Annotated in this window: 13 protein-coding genes; 8 read left to right on the forward strand and 5 right to left on the reverse strand. The window is 59.5% G+C overall.

Features of this window, described 5'->3' with window-relative positions; all coding sequences use genetic code 11:
- The 4 genes from JNN07_11275 to JNN07_11290 form a co-directional block, all read right to left on the reverse strand.
- The gene (locus tag JNN07_11275) at positions 1-2895 is read right to left on the reverse strand and encodes a metallophosphoesterase (GenBank protein ID MBL9168313.1); all 2895 of its coding nucleotides are present in this window, start codon (positions 2893-2895) and stop codon (positions 1-3) included.
- A 143-nt stretch (positions 2896-3038) separates the two neighbouring features.
- Positions 3039-4949, reverse strand: a complete 1911-nt coding sequence (locus JNN07_11280; protein ID MBL9168314.1) for a hypothetical protein — start codon at positions 4947-4949, stop codon at positions 3039-3041.
- 74 nt (positions 4950-5023) lie between these two features.
- Entirely contained in the window at positions 5024-7381 is a 2358-nt protein-coding gene (locus JNN07_11285; GenBank protein MBL9168315.1) for a HAMP domain-containing histidine kinase, read from the reverse strand.
- Complete coding sequence (locus tag JNN07_11290) at positions 7326-7973, reverse strand: response regulator transcription factor (GenBank protein MBL9168316.1); 648 nt, start codon at positions 7971-7973, stop codon at positions 7326-7328. Before JNN07_11290 ends, JNN07_11285 begins: the two co-directional genes overlap by 56 nt.
- A 138-nt stretch (positions 7974-8111) precedes the next feature.
- On the opposite strand from JNN07_11290, the gene JNN07_11295 reads away from it, so the two are divergent.
- The 8 genes from JNN07_11295 to JNN07_11330 all read left to right on the forward strand — a co-directional run bounded on the left by JNN07_11295 (position 8112) and on the right by JNN07_11330 (position 17209).
- Positions 8112-10538: a sodium-translocating pyrophosphatase gene (locus JNN07_11295; GenBank protein MBL9168317.1), complete on the forward strand. Its 2427-nt coding sequence runs from the start codon at positions 8112-8114 to the stop codon at positions 10536-10538.
- Between the two features lie 665 nt (positions 10539-11203).
- Positions 11204-12007, forward strand: coding sequence for a flagellin (locus tag JNN07_11300; protein ID MBL9168318.1), 804 nt, complete (start codon positions 11204-11206; stop codon positions 12005-12007).
- A gap of 136 nt (positions 12008-12143) precedes the next feature.
- Complete coding sequence (gene fliD, locus JNN07_11305; protein ID MBL9168319.1) at positions 12144-13859, forward strand: flagellar filament capping protein FliD; 1716 nt, start codon at positions 12144-12146, stop codon at positions 13857-13859.
- A 7-nt stretch (positions 13860-13866) separates the two neighbouring features.
- Positions 13867-14565, forward strand: coding sequence for a hypothetical protein (locus tag JNN07_11310; protein MBL9168320.1), 699 nt, complete (start codon positions 13867-13869; stop codon positions 14563-14565).
- A 204-nt stretch (positions 14566-14769) separates the two neighbouring features.
- Positions 14770-14991: a hypothetical protein gene (locus JNN07_11315; protein ID MBL9168321.1), complete on the forward strand. Its 222-nt coding sequence runs from the start codon at positions 14770-14772 to the stop codon at positions 14989-14991.
- A 30-nt stretch (positions 14992-15021) separates the two neighbouring features.
- Positions 15022-15456 (forward strand): flagellar export chaperone FliS, encoded by a 435-nt coding sequence (fliS, locus tag JNN07_11320; GenBank protein MBL9168322.1) that lies wholly within the window; start codon positions 15022-15024, stop codon positions 15454-15456.
- Between the two features lie 5 nt (positions 15457-15461).
- The gene (locus tag JNN07_11325; GenBank protein ID MBL9168323.1) at positions 15462-15872 is read left to right on the forward strand and encodes a hypothetical protein; all 411 of its coding nucleotides are present in this window, start codon (positions 15462-15464) and stop codon (positions 15870-15872) included.
- 20 nt (positions 15873-15892) lie between these two features.
- Positions 15893-17209, forward strand: a complete 1317-nt coding sequence (locus JNN07_11330; protein MBL9168324.1) for a response regulator — start codon at positions 15893-15895, stop codon at positions 17207-17209.
- A 5-nt stretch (positions 17210-17214) separates the two neighbouring features.
- Here the strand turns inward: JNN07_11330 and JNN07_11335 are convergent, their stop codons facing one another.
- A complete protein-coding gene (locus tag JNN07_11335) occupies positions 17215-18360 on the reverse strand; it encodes a quinone-dependent dihydroorotate dehydrogenase (protein MBL9168325.1) in 1146 nt (381 codons plus the stop codon).
- Between the last annotated feature and the right edge of the window lie 80 nt (positions 18361-18440).

The following is an 18440-nucleotide window of genomic DNA, read 5'->3' on the forward strand; positions in this document are numbered from 1 at the left end:
TCAGGGCTTGAGCTGCAAACGGTAGGTTCGCTGGTAGGTGCCAGCCGAAGCCGGAGCCGTATCCAGCCGGGCGGCCTGAGTCAGATGCGTGCGACTCGCGCTTGTCGCCGAATACAGCTCTCGAAATTCCCCGAGCTGGTTGTCCGCATACTGAATCACGTAGCTTCGCCCTGGCAGCATGGGCCATTCGAGCTTCACCCGCCGCTCACCCACGAGGCTAAGGTTTAAGCGCAAAACGGAGTGAGGGTCGTTCGGATCGGTCCCCGCCAGAAACTCTTCCATATTGGTGGACCGATCCCCGTCAAGATCTCCCAGCGGGCCATTGGCCCCGGCCGAGTCGGTGGGCCGAAGCCCGTGAGCGTGCTCCCAGCTATCGGGCAGACCGTCGCCATCCGAATCCAGGTCGCTAGGGAAAGCCAACCGCACCCTAACACAGCCTAACGCCACCCGCAGCTCATCCCCCATGCGCAATTGATCACCCAGCACCGCAGTATCCAAGGAGCGGGTCATCGACTCAGGATCAAAACTCCCCTTGCCGACCAGGGCAGCCACTCGGATCGTGTCCCCGGGCAACAGATCCCCCAGGGCGACGAGCGGAATGGCGAGCTCGACATAATCTGCGTTGCTCTCGAGGGAGGCCCCATTAAAAAAGATGCTCACGGCATTCGTCTGAGGCGAACGGTTATATTGCTGCAACCGGATGCCGGGCACTTCCGGCAAACCGGGGCGAAGATAGAAAGCTCCTTGCCCAGCGGCAAAGGCCATCTTGGAGCGCTTGAAACCTGGCAGATTGGCGTCGGCAAACTCCTCGCCCAGCACGCAGCCGATCGCTGGCTCAAATCCGATGAAGTCCAAGTTCTCAAGGCAGTCCAGTCCATCGGCACCCTCAACCAGCGGATCCAGGAGCCCATCGCCCACGCCCGCCATGCGCGGGACCCCTTGCAACCGGGGGGAATCGATGAAGAGAAACAGGTTGGCGTTGTCGGGAATCATCAGGCCAGCAAAACCCAAGTACAGATGAGTCGAATCATTGTTCACATAAGTCCACCCAAGGTTCGAGACTTCACCATGCCGGCCCAGAATCGGCTCACCAGTGAAATCGAACTGTTGCCCGTTGATGTTGCCATCCTGATCGTTCGACGCCGTCGCCTCCACCGCAGGGCTATTCCAGGCGGAGTGATAAATCGGCTCCAGGGGCAGGGAACGCTGGATCACCCAATTGTCAAAGACGAAGCCATTGGTGGTGACCGCCTGAATGACGGCCGTGTCCCCCGATATCTCCACGTTCAGACAATGGTTGATGCTATGGAACTGGGCACTCTGCGGATGGCGGCTCAGAAAGGAGTAAAGCCCCGCCCCGCCACCACCAGAGACAGCGGTGTGAACCCCGTTAGTAGGAGCGAACCTTTCGTAGTTGTGCTCATGGCCGCTGAGCACCAGCTGAACCCCATACAAACGGGCGGCTGCCAGAATCGTCCCCATCATCTCGGCCTGATCAAGCACCCCGTTCACATTCCGATCCGCCAGGGCGTGCAAACCCGAGTGGGCCATTGGCGAGTGGAAAAACAAGATCTTCCAGGGCTTCCGGCTCCCCGCAAGATCATTGGTCAACCAGCGGTACTGATCGGTGCCGGTGTTGAAGTCATACACCTGGAACCACGGGTTGTACAGGGCGACAAAATGGGCGTCGCCGTGGTCAAATGAGTAGAAGTGCTCGGTCTCGGTCACGGAATTGGTCGGCAGGAAGAAGGTGCGTTGAAAACTCAGCGCGTTCGACGAGAAGTTCAACGGATCATGCTCAGGCACCCCCCCGCAGCAGTTCAGGTCATGGTTCCCGAGCGCGAAAAAGAAGGGGGTGTTCCGCATCTGACCGGTCAACGTGAGATACTGGGCGAAAATTCGACTGTCCGGAGTACGATCGTCGAATCCGCCATAGATAATGTCGCCCGCGTGCAAAACCAGGTCCGGGTTCAAATCCGCCATGATGCGCGCGTTCAAGAACTGGGCGGCGGTGTTCTGACCGGTGTCGCCCACCAGCACGAAGCGCACCGGCCCACGCTCCTTGAAGGTCCGAAAGTAATCCATCTCCGATCGGACGACCCCCGAGGAGTCAGAGCTCTGAACACGATAAAAATAGACCGTGTCTGGCTCCAGCCCGGTGAGGGCGACCACATGTTCGTTCGTGAGCGTTGACTGCCTGGCCATGCGGCCCAGCATGGGCGAAGGCCCAAACTCGAGGGTCGTGTCCATGGCAACATCGGTCCGCCAAACGACCGTCACACTGTTGGGAGTTGTGTTCTGGATAAAGGGCCCCCGAGAAATGTTGGCGGTGAGCAGACCGCTCAGGGTCACCGGCGAAGTGCTCGGCCAACTCTGGTCGCCCTCCAAAGCGAGCACGTTTTCCCCCTGACGCAGCAGCGTACGATGCGCCGTGAGATCGATCTCGGCAGTCGTGAGAATCACCTGTTCCTCGTTGGGGAGGAACGGGTCGGGCTTGAGAACGGTCATCCCCGGCTCTTTCACCGTGGCCACGGGAAGCCCGTTGATATAGGCCTTGAAGCCCTGCTCGTGCTCCACCAGCAACCGCAACGACCGCACACCGGCCACATCTGTTACGACAAACCGCCGACGCAAAAACACGCGCGCGGGCGCCGGACGAGCCCGCACCTCCTGCAGCCCCACATGCCGATGCTCCAGATCGAAGCCGCTGCTCGCCACGGGCCAGGATGAGTCGTCGAACTCCGGCTGGGTCCAGGCCTTGGCGGGTTCGACCACCTGGAAAGGGATCTTCAGATAACTCCAGGTGTCCCCCATGTTCACCAGGGTGGAACTCGACGCCTCAGCGCAGGCCAGGACGAGGAGCAGAAGCGCGATGATGCGACAAACGGCATTCATGATGAGATGGTGACGAACTTAGAACGCTGCGTTCGGGTTTACAAGCGCCGCATCCCTAGATCGTCCACGAAAGAGAGTATCGGCACAATCCAAGAGTCGTGGAAGCCTCTAACCCATCTAGAACAGGCGGCCCAAACCGTCGGCTAGGGCACTTTCACGACTCGCAGAAGCCGGTAGGGCCTACCCTCCAGCCGATAGCGCGCGAACACAGCCTCCGGCGCCAACGCCACCACGGGCGCATACTCGCGTTGGAAGACGATCCCGTCGACGGATCCATGAACTTCATAAACCTCGTAGGGCTTCGCCTGAAAGCGCATTTCCTGCGAATCCAGGGAGACGATTCGAAAGTTGGAAGCGGCTTGAGCCGGGTTCGAGCCCAACTGGTACTCCCTCAGGTTGGTGAACCCATCGCGGTCTGGATCGGCCGATGCGGCTGCGGTTGCGCCTCCGTTAGGAAAGTAAGACCGAATCCATTCGTCAGGCACCCCATCACGGTTTTGATCACGCTGAAAGGAAACCACCCGGATCGTCGCGTAGGCCGATGCGTTAGTGCCGTCGAAGTGCCTCACATAGATCCGATCATAGGCTTCACCACTCTCCAGATTCTCGATCCGCGGGGCTGCGAAAAAGCCTGCCGGGGTGAACCGAACCCGCGTGCCAGTCACCGAAAAGGATCCATTGTCCGAAGTGGCCAGAGCCGATTGGAACACCACCTGAGCTGACTGAAGATCATACCCGACAGCTTCCACCTCATTCATTCCAGCGATGTTGAGGGCGGCGCCAGGCTGCGTGACCGCATCGATGATTCGATCGTAGGAGAAGGGCGGTGTATTCCCCCGGGGCGCAACCTGAAGTATAGTCGACCGATCATACTCGGTCAGCCGGGCGCCCCGGCCGTCGCCGTGAGCGGAGTAATACATCATCGCCTCCTTCAGCCGAGCATCGGCCTCGAAGGGATTCTCGCTGGAGTGGGCCATGCTCAGAACGTGGCCAATCTCGTGGCACAAGGTTTCGGTGAATGTGGAGAGGTTGCGCGCGGAGGGATTGACGTGCGACATCACTACAAACCCGCTTACACTCTGATGAAATTCAACCCCGGCCACGGCTCCTCCTTTTCCCCAGGTGTTCGCGGGGTTTCCCGACGAGTGATAGGCACGGCCACCGATCCCGAGAACCGAGGCCGTCGGAATGGCGCCGTGGCGATCATGGAGCTGGATGCGGATCCGGCCGTCAGAGGCTTCGATGTTCGAAGCGGCCGCTCCAAAATCCTCGAACCCTTCGAACTCAAAGGTGAAAGGGGTCACGGCCGACCAGGCCGCGAAGGCCGCGCGAACCGCCCCTAAACCCTGTTCGACGCTCATGCCCGCCGGCAGGGTGGAGACATCGACAAGGTAGGGGATGGCCTGCCCTCGGTCGGAAGCGATGAAGCGCGACGACCGCCCGCTGGCATCCGTCATCAATCCACTCAACGGAGGAGGCGGAAGAAAATCGGCCTCGCCGGCCAGGTAAGGAGCCAACACCCCCTGGTCCGTCACATCGGATTCCGGGGACTCCGGGGCTCCTGCGGCGCAAGCTCGCATAACTAACAGCACCGGATGAATCACCTGGGTGTTAGCCAAAGCTGGCCCGGCCTGGCGCAAGCGGATCGCGCTACCCGCGCCGGTGGTGCAGCGGAGAGTTCCATCCGGACGGCGGCTCAGGAATAGCAATCGTTCCTCGCCCGGTCTGAAGAGCGGATCGTGCCCCCATTGGACCCCCCGCTGCCCGTCAAAGCCCCCGGGATGAACCAAGGTGAGCAGGGTGGGAAATCGGCCTTTGAACCGCTCTTCCACCCGGACGAAGGTCCGGGTTTGAAGCAGGCCCGCGGAGTCGCGAAAAGACTCGCAGCCGAGAATCGTGGCCCGGCAGACCGCCATCGACTCGCGAAACAGTTCCTGCGGGACCTCCACTCCTGCCCTCAAACAAGGCACGCACAGAGCAAAAGCCAGCGTCGCGGCACACTGAACCATCCAGACCGAGCGGGACCGTAATGTGAAAGCGGTATACCACGCCATAGTGCCTTTATTAGAGCAGAGAACCCCTCTTTTGCCCAACCCAAAATCCAGGAGTTAGCGAGGGCGACCTCCACCTAAGCCCCGCGGAGCAAGGGAAGACGCACGGTAAAGACGGTCCCCTTTCCCTCCTCGCTACGCACCGTCACCGACCCATCGCACAAATCGCAGCACCGCTTTACCACCACGAGCCCCAAACCCGTCCCGCTCACCTGGCCAACGTTGTTTCCTCGATAGAAAGCGTTGAACAGCCGATTCAGATCAGCCGCCGGAATCCCAATCCCTTCATCGGAGACCTCGAACACGAGCTGACCGCCTTCGGTGATCACCCGCAAGTCAACGGGTTTGGCGACGGGCGAATACTTCACCGCGTTGCTCAGCAGGTTCGTGAGAATGTGCCGCAGCAGGCTCTCGTCGGCTCGGATCTCGCTCGGCAAATCCGGGGAGATCGCCAGCCGAATCGGAGAGGTTCGATGGGTCGCTGAGGAAACCTCATCCACCAGGCGACGACAGAAACCTCCCAATTCTAAGGCGACGGGCTTAAACTGTACCGAACCGGCGTCAACCCGGCTGAGGAGCAGCACGTCCTCCATCATGCTCGCCATTCGCCGCACGGATTTAATGATCGCCTCCAAGTGCTCCGCTCGCTGCTGTTCTGTCAGACGTCCAAAATAGCGCACCAGGATCTCCGCTGAGGAGCCGATGATTCCCAGCGGTGTTCGAAACTCGTGGGAAACCATCGAGACGAAGTTGCTCTTCAGCTCGTTCAATTGCTTCTCCATCGCGAGCGCCCGCTTCAATTCTTGTTCCGCTTGGCGAAGCTGCCGATTCGCGCGCTCCAACTCCATGGTCCGATCACCGACCTTCTTTTCGAGAGCGGTGTTGATCTGATCTTTCTCCACAACGCTTCGATAATGCCGGGCCACCTGCCGTCGAAGAATCCAGTTGGATCCAGCCAAAATCAAGCCGATGGCCCCCGCCAGCGCCAGGGCATGCTGAAGCCCGAAGCGCGACGGTGCATGCAGGACCCGAATCCAGTGGGGACCGGGCAGTTGAAGGCGGAAGGCACGAGGCTGTTGCCACTCGTCCATCTCCACAACACAAATGCCAGTCATCTCCAAACGGCTCGCCAGACGCAGGGGCGGGGAAGGGCCAACCACCTCCGCTTCGAATATGACATCGTTGTCGCTCAAGGTGAGGATGCTGTTGGTCGAAGCCGGCAGGGACCGAGACTCGGCGGCCAGAAGATTGCCCTCAATCTTGATGACACGGGCATGATTGGTGCCGGTCAGTGCGCTCGCAGCACTGATCCGAACGGGCGTAGGAAGAACGGATTTCCCGAGCTTGCGCATCCAGGCCTCCGTCAGCATGGGCGCGAAGTCCCGGCCCAAGGCCGGATACGCGAGGACCTCCACCCGGTCGCCGGGCTCCAGGTGCCCAGGATGAGGGATGTTCAAATACAGGCCGTTCGGGTCCCTGCGAAGTGGAGATCTCGAGAGCAGAACCCCCATGCCCCCGGTCTCATCCTGAACGAAGACCCGTCCCAGACCGGAGGCCATGGTCACCACTCCTTCAATCTTAATGCGCTGGCCCACACCGGCGGCTGAGTTGAAGAACAGCACGGTGTCGATGCTTTGCGACGGACGGTCGAACCCGTTGGTGACCGCTGGTTCGATGACGCGGATCGAATTCAGATCGACTGGATAAAGGCGAACGCCCATCGCCCGGCTCTGGCTGGTCAGGTTGGCCCCCACCACCCCGGTGATCTCGACACGGGCGTCCAGCAGATGCGTGGGTAGAAAGCGGTTGGTGTAATTGGCGAGATGAGCCTCGTAACGCCCTCCGGCCTCGCCGAATTCCAACGTCAGACGATCAAACTCGGCATACATGGAACGAATGACCGACCTCACTTTGACCCGCTGACAATCCATTCGCCCGGAAATCAGCTCCTCCAAAGTGGCCTCTAGAATCGGAAGCGGGCCGGACTGGCCGGTCGGGCGCAGCTCGAAGGCCTCGATGGAAGGCGTGAATCCGACTCGGCTCCGCCCAACGATCTCGATGACTTCACCCACACGGAAGGCCTGGGATCGATTGGTCCGAAAAACGAAGGTGGGGGCCGAGCCATCATGGACAAACAGCGCGTCCCACTGCGAGTCGTAGAGCGTCACTGTCGCGGCGACCCGCACCGGATGCCCCCGATCCGCCTCCACTCGCGATAACTCACGCAGCTGACCTAGGTTGGTAATCAGCGAAAGCGGCCGAAGCGGGGCCGCCACGGCCGCCGACCGCGGACGCTGGACTTGCCCCCAGGAGGCAGATGCGCCCAACAGACACAGGAGAATCCACGCCCAGAGCCAGAACCCGGCACGCCGGGCGGCTTCAGGAAATCCGTGAGCGTGTGCTGAGCACTTCGATGGCGCGCAAGGTGGCGGCATTTCGACTCTCGATTCCCAGTTTCTCAAAAATATGCTCCAGGTGCTTCTTCACAGTGCTCTCCACCATCCCCAAAATGATGGCCACTTCGGCATTGGTCTTGCCTTGCGCCACCCATAGCAGCACCTCCGATTCACGAGGAGTCAAGCCCAGCGCCTCCAAGGGCTTGGCGCTCGAGAAATCAGGCTGGAACTCCACCGCGGCTTGGGCCGCCTCCGCTTGCTGCCGGGCCCGATCCAGACGCGATTGAATGGCCGACAACAAATCATCGATGGCCACCGGCTTCGTCAGGTAGTCATCGGCACCCAGGTTCATCCCCAGCCGGATGTCCGGTTTTTCGCCCTTGGCCGTCAGAAAGATGAACGGAGTCGCCTTGGTCGATTCCTGCTTCCTCAGGGTCTCCAGCACCCCATAGCCATCCAACTCCGGCATCATGACGTCGCATAAGACCAAATCCGGGTTCTCCGCTCGCGCCTTGTCGACGCCAACCCGCCCGTTTTCGGCGGAAATGACCCGAAAGCCTTCCATGGACAGAACGGTTTCCATGTTCCGTCGCATCTGTGGCTCATCTTCGATCAATAATATGCTGATCATAACCTATTTCGCCCAAGTAATTTAGACACTCGGCAGCCTAACTCAAAACGACCCCTATGAGGAATACGTCTTTCGACGTATCTTCGCAAATAGTTTGGCAAACCAGGCCGAAGTCTGTCAAAAAAGGACCGTAAGCCTATGAACCGAACCTCCTCTTGGTTTCATGCGTTGTACGTTCTCCTCCTCAGCCCTCTCGCGCTACCGGCCAGCGAAGCCGACCTCGTGCTCCCCCAACTGGATCGGATTCAGTTCTCCTTACTGGGAGGCACCGTGCCAGGGACGGCCATCCTCTACTTCGGTTTGGTGGTCTGCGTGCTGGCCAGCGTCTACGGCTGGCGACAGTATGTCCACACCGCGGCATTGCCAGTCCACGACCGCATGCGGGCGGTATCCCAGATCATCTGGGAAACCTGCAAGACCTACCTTCTCCAGCAAGGACGCTTCCTGCTGATCTTGTGGCTGCTCATTGCCGCCTGCATGGGATACTACTTCGCAGGACTCCAGCAGCAATCCGCCGGCCACGTGATCGTGATTCTGCTCAGTTCCATCTTGGGAATCCTGGGATCCTACGGAGTGGCGTGGTTCGGCATCCGGATCAACACGGTAGCGAACTCAAGAACGGCCTTCTCCGCACTGCAAGGACCACCCCTCGCGACCCTCCTCATCCCGCTGCGCTCCGGCATGAGCGTCGGCCTCCTCCTGGTGAGCGTGGAGTTGTTCTTCATGATTGCGATCCTCCTGTTTCTTCCGGCCACCTTGGTCGGCCCCTGCTTTATCGGCTTCGCCATCGGGGAGTCTTTGGGGGCTAGCGCGCTTCGGATCTGCGGCGGAATTTTCACTAAGATCGCCGACATCGGGGCCGATCTCATGAAAATCGTCTTCCACCTTCCGGAGGACGATCCCAAAAACCCGGGGGTGATCGCCGACTGCACGGGGGACAATGCGGGGGACAGCGTGGGTCCGACCGCCGATGGATTCGAGACCTACGGGGTTACCGGCGTGGCGTTGATCACCTTCCTCGCTCTGGCACTGGCCAAAAGCCCGACTCTCTGCGGCATTTTGATCCTGTGGCTCTTCGCCATGCGCATACTCATGGTCATCACGTCGCTGGGAGCCTACTGGTTCAACGAGCGATTAAGCCGGGCCTGGTATGGCCATCGAAAAGAATTCAACCTGGAGGACCCGCTGACCCACCTCGTCTGGATCACCTCGATTCTCTCCATAGCCGTCACCTTTGGTGCCAGCTACTTGCTGCTCGCCCCCTTGGAAGGGGCGACGCGACAAGGTCTGTGGTGGGTGCTGTCGGTCATTATCAGCTGCGGCACTCTGGCGGGTGCGGTCATCCCAGAGTTTACCAAGGTGTTCACCAGCACCACTTCCCGGCATGTGAAGGAGATCACCACTTCCTCGGACCATGGTGGCGCGTCCCTCAACATTCTGTCTGGCTTTGTGGCGGGCAACTTTTCGGCGTTCTGGAAAGGACTGACCATCATGGGGCTCATGTGGGTGAGTTACGCGGTGTCTCAGCACCCCTCCCTGATCCATTCGATGCCCGATTACCCATTTGCGCCCCCGATCTTCGCCTTCGGATTGGTCGCCTTCGGGTTCCTGGGCATGGGTCCCGTCACCATCGCCGTGGATAGCTTCGGGCCCGTCACCGACAATGCGCAATCGGTCTACGAACTCAGCCAGATCGAGGCCCAGCCCGGCATTGCGAACGAGATCCGACAACAGTTTGGTTTCCAGCCCGATTTCGAAAACGCCAAGCTGCTCCTTGAAAAAGGCGATGGCGCCGGCAACACCTTTAAAGCCACCGCCAAGCCAGTGCTCATCGGAACCGCGGTGGTAGGAGCCACCACGATGGTGTTCGGAATCATCCTCTTGTTGGAAAAAACCTACGGAAATGCGGTGGCTCAGCTCAGTCTCGTCCAACCGGAAGTGCTCCTGGGATTGCTCATGGGGGGATCGGTGATTTATTGGTTCACCGGGGCTTCTACCCAGGCCGTCGTGACCGGGGCCTATCGCGCGGTGGTGTTTATCAAGGACAACATCAAACTCGACGAAGGACCGGCATCCACCGAGGCGAGCAAGGAGGTGGTGAAGATCTGCACGCAATATGCGCAGAAGGGCATGATCAACATCTTCATCGTGATCTTTTCCTTCGCACTCGCGCTCCCGTTCTTCAACCCGTACTTCTTCATCGGCTACCTGATTGCCATGGCTTTCTTCGGACTGTTCCAAGCGCTTTTCATGGCCAATGCCGGGGGAGCCTGGGACAACGCGAAAAAGATTGTCGAGGTCGACATGCGGGCAAAAGGCACCCCGATCCATGCGGCCACCGTTGTGGGCGACACTGTGGGAGACCCCTTCAAGGACACTTCCTCGGTCTCGCTCAACCCAGTGATCAAGTTCACCACCTTGTTTGGCCTGCTGGCGGTGGAGATTGCGGTGGCCATGACCAACGCAGCGATGCGAAAAGGGATCGGCATCGCCTTCTTCCTGATCGCGCTCGTCTTCGTCTACCGCTCATTCTACGGGATGCGCATCCCCGAGCGCAGGGCGTGACGTGATCGTAGCCCCGGGCTACCGAGCGGCCGAGGCCTGCACGCACTCCAAGACGCTGCGCGAGGCACATGACGACTATGGACCGCGGTGGCACGACACCGCTGTTCCTTCACGTCGCCTTATCCCCTTCCACGAACCCATTCACCTATGGCACCCCCCCGCCACTCCGCCGCGCGCAGGAAAAGCGGAGACATGTCTCCGCGCTCCAAAGTGCCACCCCGCTACCCACGTCATTGGAGAGTCCGAGCGCCCTGTGGACCGCAGTGCCTCTACCGTTCAAAAGGCCTTATCAGGGTAGCCCTTTTGTTAAAGGAAAGCCCGGGGCCGTTGCGGGCTCGACGGAGTCTCGCCCTACCGTAAATCGAGGCATGCCAAATTCTGCCCTAGGGCAGGACATTGTGGGCTGCCATAGCCCCATCCCAGGACACCTATCCTCACGCCCTATCCCATTCTCTGACATAGATTAACAAAAACCAACCCCCGACGCCGACGCCTGAATTTTCCTCCCCAGCTTGCCGATGGAAAAGGGTCGCGAGAGCGACGCGGTGGCCAGCCACCTAGAACCGCTGGCAGGGAAAGTGGGTGGGCGCCCTCCTGACAAAAGTTCACCCGACGGCAGGGATGCCGTTTCACCGCCCCTAACCGGGCATTCATGGAAGAAGTTTATGGTTATTAATACTAATGTTTCGGCGCAGAGCAGCGCTCGGCAGCTCTCGGAATCGTCCTCGTTGTTGGCCAAATCACTGGCTCGTTTGTCCTCGGGTTCCAAGATCGTTTCCCCCGAAGACGACGCCGCCGGTTTGGCCGTGTCCATGAGGTTCGATGCCCAGATCAGCCGGACGGCTGCGGCGAAGAGTAACGTCAGCAACGCCATCTCGTTCAGCCAAACCCAGGACGGGTTCATGGGCAAGGTGGCTAAGGCCTTGGACCGTATGAGTGAATTGGCGGTTCTGGCCCAGGACGTGACGAAGAGTGACAGTGATCGGACGTTGTACAACAACGAATTCAGTACTCTTTCCTCCTACATCACCAATGTAGCGTCGAAAGACTTCAACGGAGTGAGCTTGTTCAGCTCGAGCGCCCTGTCCGTCACCATCGACAGCGAAGGCACCACCTTCTCGATGAGTGCGGTCAACCTGGGTTCTGCCACCTACACTGGGCTCAGCTCAGCGTCCGTGACCAGCACAGGTAACGCCTCGAGCGCGCTCACGAGTGTGAAGAACGCCATCACTCAGTTGGCGAGTGATCGTGCCACCGCCGGCGCCAGCCTCTCACGGCTGCAATACACCAACGAACAGCTGGGTGTGCTGAAGGATAACCTCTCCGCCGCAAACAGCCGCATCAAGGATGTGGACGTTGCCGAAGAAAGCACCAAATACGCCCGTTACAACATCCTGGTCCAATCAGGCACAGCGATGTTGGCTCAGGCCAACGCGGTTCCGCAGTCGGCCCTCAGGCTCCTGTCCTAAGGGTTCACGCTGAAACGAAAAGTTAAGCAATCGGGAACCCGGACGGCGTCATCCGCCGTCCGGGTTATCCCCTTCCCGGTCGGAAAAGATCAAGGGGGGTAGATTATTGCCGATAACTGTACTGATTGGTGCGCGTATGGCAGGAATTGAACTAGGACTTTCTGGGCTGGCTTCCGGTTTCGACTGGAGGAGCATGGTAGATCAACTGACGGAGGTCGATCGCGCGCCGCAACGTCTCCTGCAGACGGAACAGGCGCTCATCGCACGTCGAAATTCGGCATATAGCGTCATCCAATCGCAATTGACGACGCTCCAATCCAAGGTCAGCGCGCTCAAGGATGGCAGCTTGTTCGATACCCGGGCGGCTAACTCCACCGATACCGACATCGCGTCGGCAACCGCTTCATCGGCCTCGGCGGTAGGAAGCTACAAGTTCAAGATCAATTCCCTCGCCACCAGCTCGGTGGTGGCCGGATCCGAGAATTCAGGCGGCTCGCTGAGTGCGACGGATGACGTCTCGAGCCTCGTCCTAAGCTCGACCCCTTTCACCACTCCGGTCACTGCCGGCACATTCACGGTGAACGGAAAGAAGGTTGAGGTCGCCACCACCGATACTCTGCAACAGGTGTTCGACAAGATCAGCGCGGCCACCGGGGGCACGGTGACGGGGAGCTACAATTCGACCGATGACAAGATCTCGCTCGAGATGGCATCCGGTCAGAAGATCATTCTCGGCAGCGCCAATGACACAAGCAATTTTCTCACCATTGCCCGGCTGAACAACAACGACACCAACGAGATCACCAGCTCGTCCAAGCTGGGAGCGTTGCAAACCTCGAGTGCGCTTTCCAACTCCAACTTCAGCACCGCCATCACCGGGGGAAGTGCCGGCGCCTTCAAGATCAACGGAGTCTCGATCAGCTACAGCACCACTGACGACACCTTGAACGACGTCCTGGATCGCATCAGCTCCTCGGAGGCCGGCGTGATTGCCACCTACGATCCTACCAAAGACAGGGTCGTCCTGAGCAACAAGACGACCGGCAGCCTGGGGATGGCGCTGGAGGACGTGACAGGCAACTTCCTGGCGGCCGCAGGGCTATCCACCTCCACCGGATTAACTCTAGGGAGCGACCTGCTCTATCAATTGAACGACAGCACCGAGGTGCTCAGCAGTAAGTCCAATGTGATCGATGAGAACAGCTCGGGTATCGCCGGCCTGAATGTGTCGGTTCTGACCACGGGCACGACCACCATCGATATCACCACCGACACCAAGAAGATCAAACAGGCGATCAAGGACTTCATCACCGAATACAACAAAAGCAACTCGGCCATCGACAGCTACACATCCAGCACGACGGACGACAAGGGAAAGGTGACCGCTGGAATTCTGGCCGCCGAGCAGGACGCGTTCACCATCACAAGCAATCTGCGCAGCCTGTCCAACTCCCAGATCACCGGCCTAACCGGGACTATCGACCTGCTTTCGGATCTCGGCATCTCTTCCAACGGCACCGACAACCTGATCAGCCTCTCCGATGAGGCTTTGCTCGATCAGGCGTTGGCCAGCAACCTCAGTGGGGTGAAGGACTATTTCACCAACAGCACCAGTGGCATGGCCACGAAAATGCATGCGTATCTGGAGAGGATTGCCGGGGAGGACGGAGATCTCGCCGACAAGCAGGCAACGTTTGACGATCAGGTCTCTGATATCGACACCCAGATCGCCGAGCAGGAGCGTCAGGTGCTGGCGGTCCGAGCGGCGATGATCGAGCGGTTTGTAGCCATGGAAACGGCTCAGTCGAAGATCAACCAACAGCTTCAATACATCACCAAGAGCTTCGGATGATTCCCTCATGAAGTGCCTAGGCTGGATGCTCCTCGCTGTGATTCTGCTCGGATGGGAACCGCCCCGAGCGAATGCGGGCAGCTTCTTTCTGACCCGGTGGTTCAAAAGCAAGCTGGAGAAACCCGTGGCCCGGAGCTTCAGCCCCGCGAACGTGTATCGATCCAAGGAGAGCCTGCCCGCCGACATGCGACGGGTGGCGATCCTGCCCCTCACGCCCGGAACGCCCAACGCCGACTCCGATTCCGTGCTGGAATCAAACGGAGAGATTCTTGCCCGCGAACTCGGAAGAGCCTACGCCTTCGAGGTGGTTCGTATTTCCCCCGAGAAACTTCGACGGTGGAGCGGTCGCTCCCAGTGGAAGGCCGACGAACCGTTCCCCCTGGAACTGCTTGGCAAGTTACGGGAACATTATTCCTGTCAGGCGGTGCTTTTCGCCGAGATGACGCACTTTCAGCCCTACGGCCCAGTGTCCGTCGGGTGGCGGTTGAAACTGATCGAGGCCCGACGAGGGGAGATCGTTTGGGCCACAGATGAGGTCTTCGATTCCGGAGTACCCGAAGTGGCCACCGCCGCGAAACGCTTTGCTCAAAACTCTCAGAATGAGGCATATCCAACGGACTCCGGAGACACACTGATCCTCAATTCTCCGCGAAGATTCGCCCAATACAGCCTTCACTCCCTCTTCGCAACGCTACCGCGACGGTAAGGTATTTCGGCATCCAACACCAGCGGCGACGGAAACGCCCCCTCCGGAAGTAAGAAAAATTCGCGCCAACAGGCTACAGTTTTTCCAATAAGTTACGATGGAATGAATGTGGAACATGACCGAACCAAAGTCATGTCCTGGAAGAGAGGCTGAGCGGATATGCAAGTCAACACGAACTCAATCAGGCTGCCAGTGACCCCAGGGGTGTCACCAGAGCCTACGAAGACCACCAAGGCTCCGCAGTCCGAGCCGCACTTCGAATCGGCAGCAGCGCTGGATCAGGCGCTGAAGGCCGAACCTGACGTGCGCCAGGAGGAAGTGGAGCGCGCCACTCGATTGGTCGAAACCAAGAACTATCCGCCGCCCGAGCTGATCAACCGGCTCTCGCGGCTGCTCGCTGAAGTGATCACAGAACCGCAATCCTGAACTTAACCCCTAACCGACACTCTTTCCCGCATGACGTATGGGAACCCGTGGCAGTCGTATCGCAACGTAGCCACCAACACGGCCCCCCCAGGACAGCTGGTACTAATGCTGTACGATGGGGCGATTCGCTTTCTCAACCAAGCCCTGGCCGCATTTGAAAACGAGGATCCGCTGGAATTTAACCAGACGGTTAGCAACAACATCATTCGCGCTCAGGACATCATCAACGAGCTGAACCTCAGCCTCAACATGACCGCTGGAGGCGAGTTCTCCGCCACCATGCGAGGGCTCTACAGCTACTTCGATCGACGGCTTCAAGAAAGCAACATCCAGAAAGAGGAAACCGGATTGCGCGAGGTCATCCAGCGTCTGACCGTCGTCCGGGACGCCTGGGCGGAGATGCTGTCCAAGGAGGTCGGAGCCACCCACGCGGAAGGTCGCCCCTCTCTGGAAGCTCACGGATGATCAGGATGAGAAATCTAAGCCTTCAATCACTTCTGCCCGCTCTGCTTCCCTTACTCCGAGCCTGGCAATCGCTAAGCGAGTCTGAACGGACGGCGATAACCTCCTCCGAATGGAAAGCTCTCAAGGAGCTCCAGTCGGAAAAGACCAGGCTTCAAGTCCAGATCGATGGAGTCCTCGAACAGGCAGGCGGGCACCAGGGATGGACCGCCCCCGGCCTCAGCCTACTTCCGCCCGAGCTTAGGGAACAGGTCACGTTGCTTAAGCGGCTCGAGCAGGAGAACCAGGCCCTCCTGGAGCAGAAGCTCAGTGTAGTCCGTTCCGGAATGGTCCAGGTGAATGCCTCCGTCCGCCATCTGCGGCTGGTCCATCAGGCCTACACCCAGCCCTCCGCTGGGAGATGGCAATCCTACTCCTAATGCTTCCAGACTAGGCTCGCATGGCTCCACTACCCGTCACGCTAGGATTCGCTCCCGCCCTTGACGCACGGCCGCAGCTGGAAGGATCTCCGCCACGCCTTCTCATTGTCGATGACGAGGAAGTTTTGCGGGAACTCCTTCAGGAGCTGTTCCGATCGAGCGGCTACGAGGTGATGACGTCGCGCGATGGGCAGGAGGCCCTCGAGCTGGTCCGTCAACACTCCTTTTCGGTGATCCTCAGCGACAACCACATGCCGCGGATGAACGGGTTAGACTTCTTCGCCAAAGCCCAGCTGATCCAACCTCACGCGACCCGCATTCTCATCACCGGCATCGTCAACCTCGAAACCGTCCTCGAGTGCATCAACCGCGGGGAGATCTATCGCTTTGTCATCAAGCCCTGGGTGCGCGAGGAATTGTTGGCCACCGTCAAGAACGGGCTCCACCGCTATCAGCTGCTCGTGCAGAACGAGCGGCTCACCACGCAGACCCAACAGCTGAACCAGCAGCTGAGCGCCGCGAATTTAAGTCTGGAAAAGCAGCTCCAACGAGAGCTGGAGCAGAACCGGCAGCTGGAGACGCTGAACCGCACTCTCAATCAAAATCTCCACCGCTCCGTGGAGCTGTGTGTCAAAGTTCTGCAGACGTTCTACCCCAGCCTCGGCAGCCACGGACGACGGGTCCGACTCATGTGCGAGAAGATAGCGGCAACACTGCAGCTGGGCGCGGAGGAACGCCTCACGCTCGACATCGCCGCGCAGCTACACGACATCGGACTGTTGGGAATACCTCGCGACCTCATCAAAAAATTTCACCGTTTCCCCAGCTCACTCAGTGAGGCCGAAAGAACATTGCTGCATCAACATCCTGTCTGGGGACAAGAGCTGGTGGGCTTCATCGACAAGCTGTCCGATGTTGGCAAACTGATCCGCAGCCACCACGAACGGTTTGATGGTCAAGGTTACCCAGACCAGATCGCCGGCAGCGAGATCCCCTGGCTGGCCCGGCTGCTCACCGCCGCCATCACTTATGTCGACATTGGCAAGAACGAGGCGGAGACGCTAACGGAGCTCAAACGGCTGGCGGGCAATGCCCTGGATCCGGAGGCCGTGCGGGCGCTCTTGCGGGCGGGGCCCGGCGACTTTGTGAGCCGAGGACAACGCGAGGTGCTCCTCAACGAGCTGACCCCAGGCATGGTGCTGGCTCGGGGAATCTACACCGCGAACGGGATGCTGCTGATCCCCGAGGGACAGAAGTTGAGCGACATCTTCATCTCCAAACTCCTCAGCCACCATCAGGTCAACCCGATCAAGAACACGCTGCTGGTGTATTGTTAGGATCCCTACCGCACAGAACTTCCAACCGCTTCGGAGATCGAGCGGAGGCCAGCCGCCGCGACTTTCTCCTTCAGCCCGCTGACGATGTCGCGACACAAGGTTGGGCCTTCATAAACCAATCCGCTGTAGACTTGAACCAAGCTGGCTCCTGCCTGGATCTTCTCCCACGCATCCTCCGCTGTGAAAATCCCGCCGACGCCGATAATGGGAACGCGGCCCTGGAGTTGACGATACAGATGTCGAACGACCTCGGTGCTCCGCTGTTTCAATGGCCGCCCGCTCAGCCCTCCGGTCTCGGCCAGCAATCCCTGGAGCGCTGGATCCGACGACTCCGGTCGAGCCAGAGTGGTGTTGGTGGCCACGATGCCGGACAGCTGACAAGGCTCAACCAAACCCACAATATCATCCAACGCCTCCCAGGAGAGATCCGGGGCAACTTTGACCAGGATAGGCTTGCGGCCTGCGGAAGCGGACGAGGCCCCGGCCATGGGGGACTTCGTTGCCAAAAGCTCATTTTGAACCGAATGCAGTTGGAGCAGGATATCCCGTAGCGCCTCGCGGTCCTGCAGCTGGCGCAAGTTGGGCGTGTTGGGGGAACTCACATTCACCACAAAAAAATCAGCCAGCCCCCAAAGAGCTCGGAAGGAATAGGCATAGTCTTCTGCCGCATGCTCCAAGGCGGTCAGCTTCGATTTGCCCAAGTTGATGCCCACCGGATGGACAGGCCATCGGCCCGAAGCCTTCCACTGACCCAGGGTCCGGGCGACCGCATCGGCCCCCGGATTGTTGAAACCCATCCGATTAATCAAAGCCTCCTCGGAGACGAGCCGAAACATGCGCGGGGCAGGATTGCCCGGCTGCGCCAGCTGAGTCACTCCACCCAGCTCGCTAAAGCCAAAACCGAGCGCGGGCCAGATGGGCGCCGCCACGGCCTGCTTGTCCATGCCGGCTGCCAGGCCCACCGGATTCGGGAACCTAAGCCCCCACAGATGCACCGGGAGCTCCGGAGCCTCACAAAAACTGGCGGCCAAATCGCAGAAGGCCGGGTGCCGACTCATCCAGGCCAGTGCCTCGATGGTTTCGTTATGAACGGTTTCTGACTCCCGTGAAAACAGCACGGGACGAATGACATGTCGATAGATCCAGCCCACCACCTCAGCAAACCGGGAAAGGCGGGAACTTTCAACCTGGATTCCGGGCCAAAGACTTGACGGAGCGAAAACTCCCTCGT

This window comes from Verrucomicrobiales bacterium (genome assembly GCA_016793885.1).
GTDB lineage: Bacteria > Verrucomicrobiota > Verrucomicrobiia > Limisphaerales > UBA11320 > UBA11320.

Coding starts and splice junctions, on each gene's coding strand:
- JNN07_11275 (MBL9168313.1), bottom strand. CDS start 2,895: ATGAATGCCGTTTGTCGCATCATCGCGCTTCTGCTCCTCGTCCTGGCC.
- JNN07_11280 (MBL9168314.1), bottom strand. CDS start 4,949: ATGGCGTGGTATACCGCTTTCACATTACGGTCCCGCTCGGTCTGGATG.
- JNN07_11285 (MBL9168315.1), bottom strand. CDS start 7,381: ATGCCGCCACCTTGCGCGCCATCGAAGTGCTCAGCACACGCTCACGGA.
- JNN07_11290 (MBL9168316.1), bottom strand. CDS start 7,973: ATGATCAGCATATTATTGATCGAAGATGAGCCACAGATGCGACGGAAC.
- JNN07_11295 (MBL9168317.1), top strand. CDS start 8,112: ATGAACCGAACCTCCTCTTGGTTTCATGCGTTGTACGTTCTCCTCCTC.
- JNN07_11300 (MBL9168318.1), top strand. CDS start 11,204: ATGGTTATTAATACTAATGTTTCGGCGCAGAGCAGCGCTCGGCAGCTC.
- fliD (MBL9168319.1), top strand. CDS start 12,144: ATGGCAGGAATTGAACTAGGACTTTCTGGGCTGGCTTCCGGTTTCGAC.
- JNN07_11310 (MBL9168320.1), top strand. CDS start 13,867: ATGAAGTGCCTAGGCTGGATGCTCCTCGCTGTGATTCTGCTCGGATGG.
- fliS (MBL9168322.1), top strand. CDS start 15,022: ATGACGTATGGGAACCCGTGGCAGTCGTATCGCAACGTAGCCACCAAC.
- JNN07_11325 (MBL9168323.1), top strand. CDS start 15,462: ATGAGAAATCTAAGCCTTCAATCACTTCTGCCCGCTCTGCTTCCCTTA.
- JNN07_11330 (MBL9168324.1), top strand. CDS start 15,893: ATGGCTCCACTACCCGTCACGCTAGGATTCGCTCCCGCCCTTGACGCA.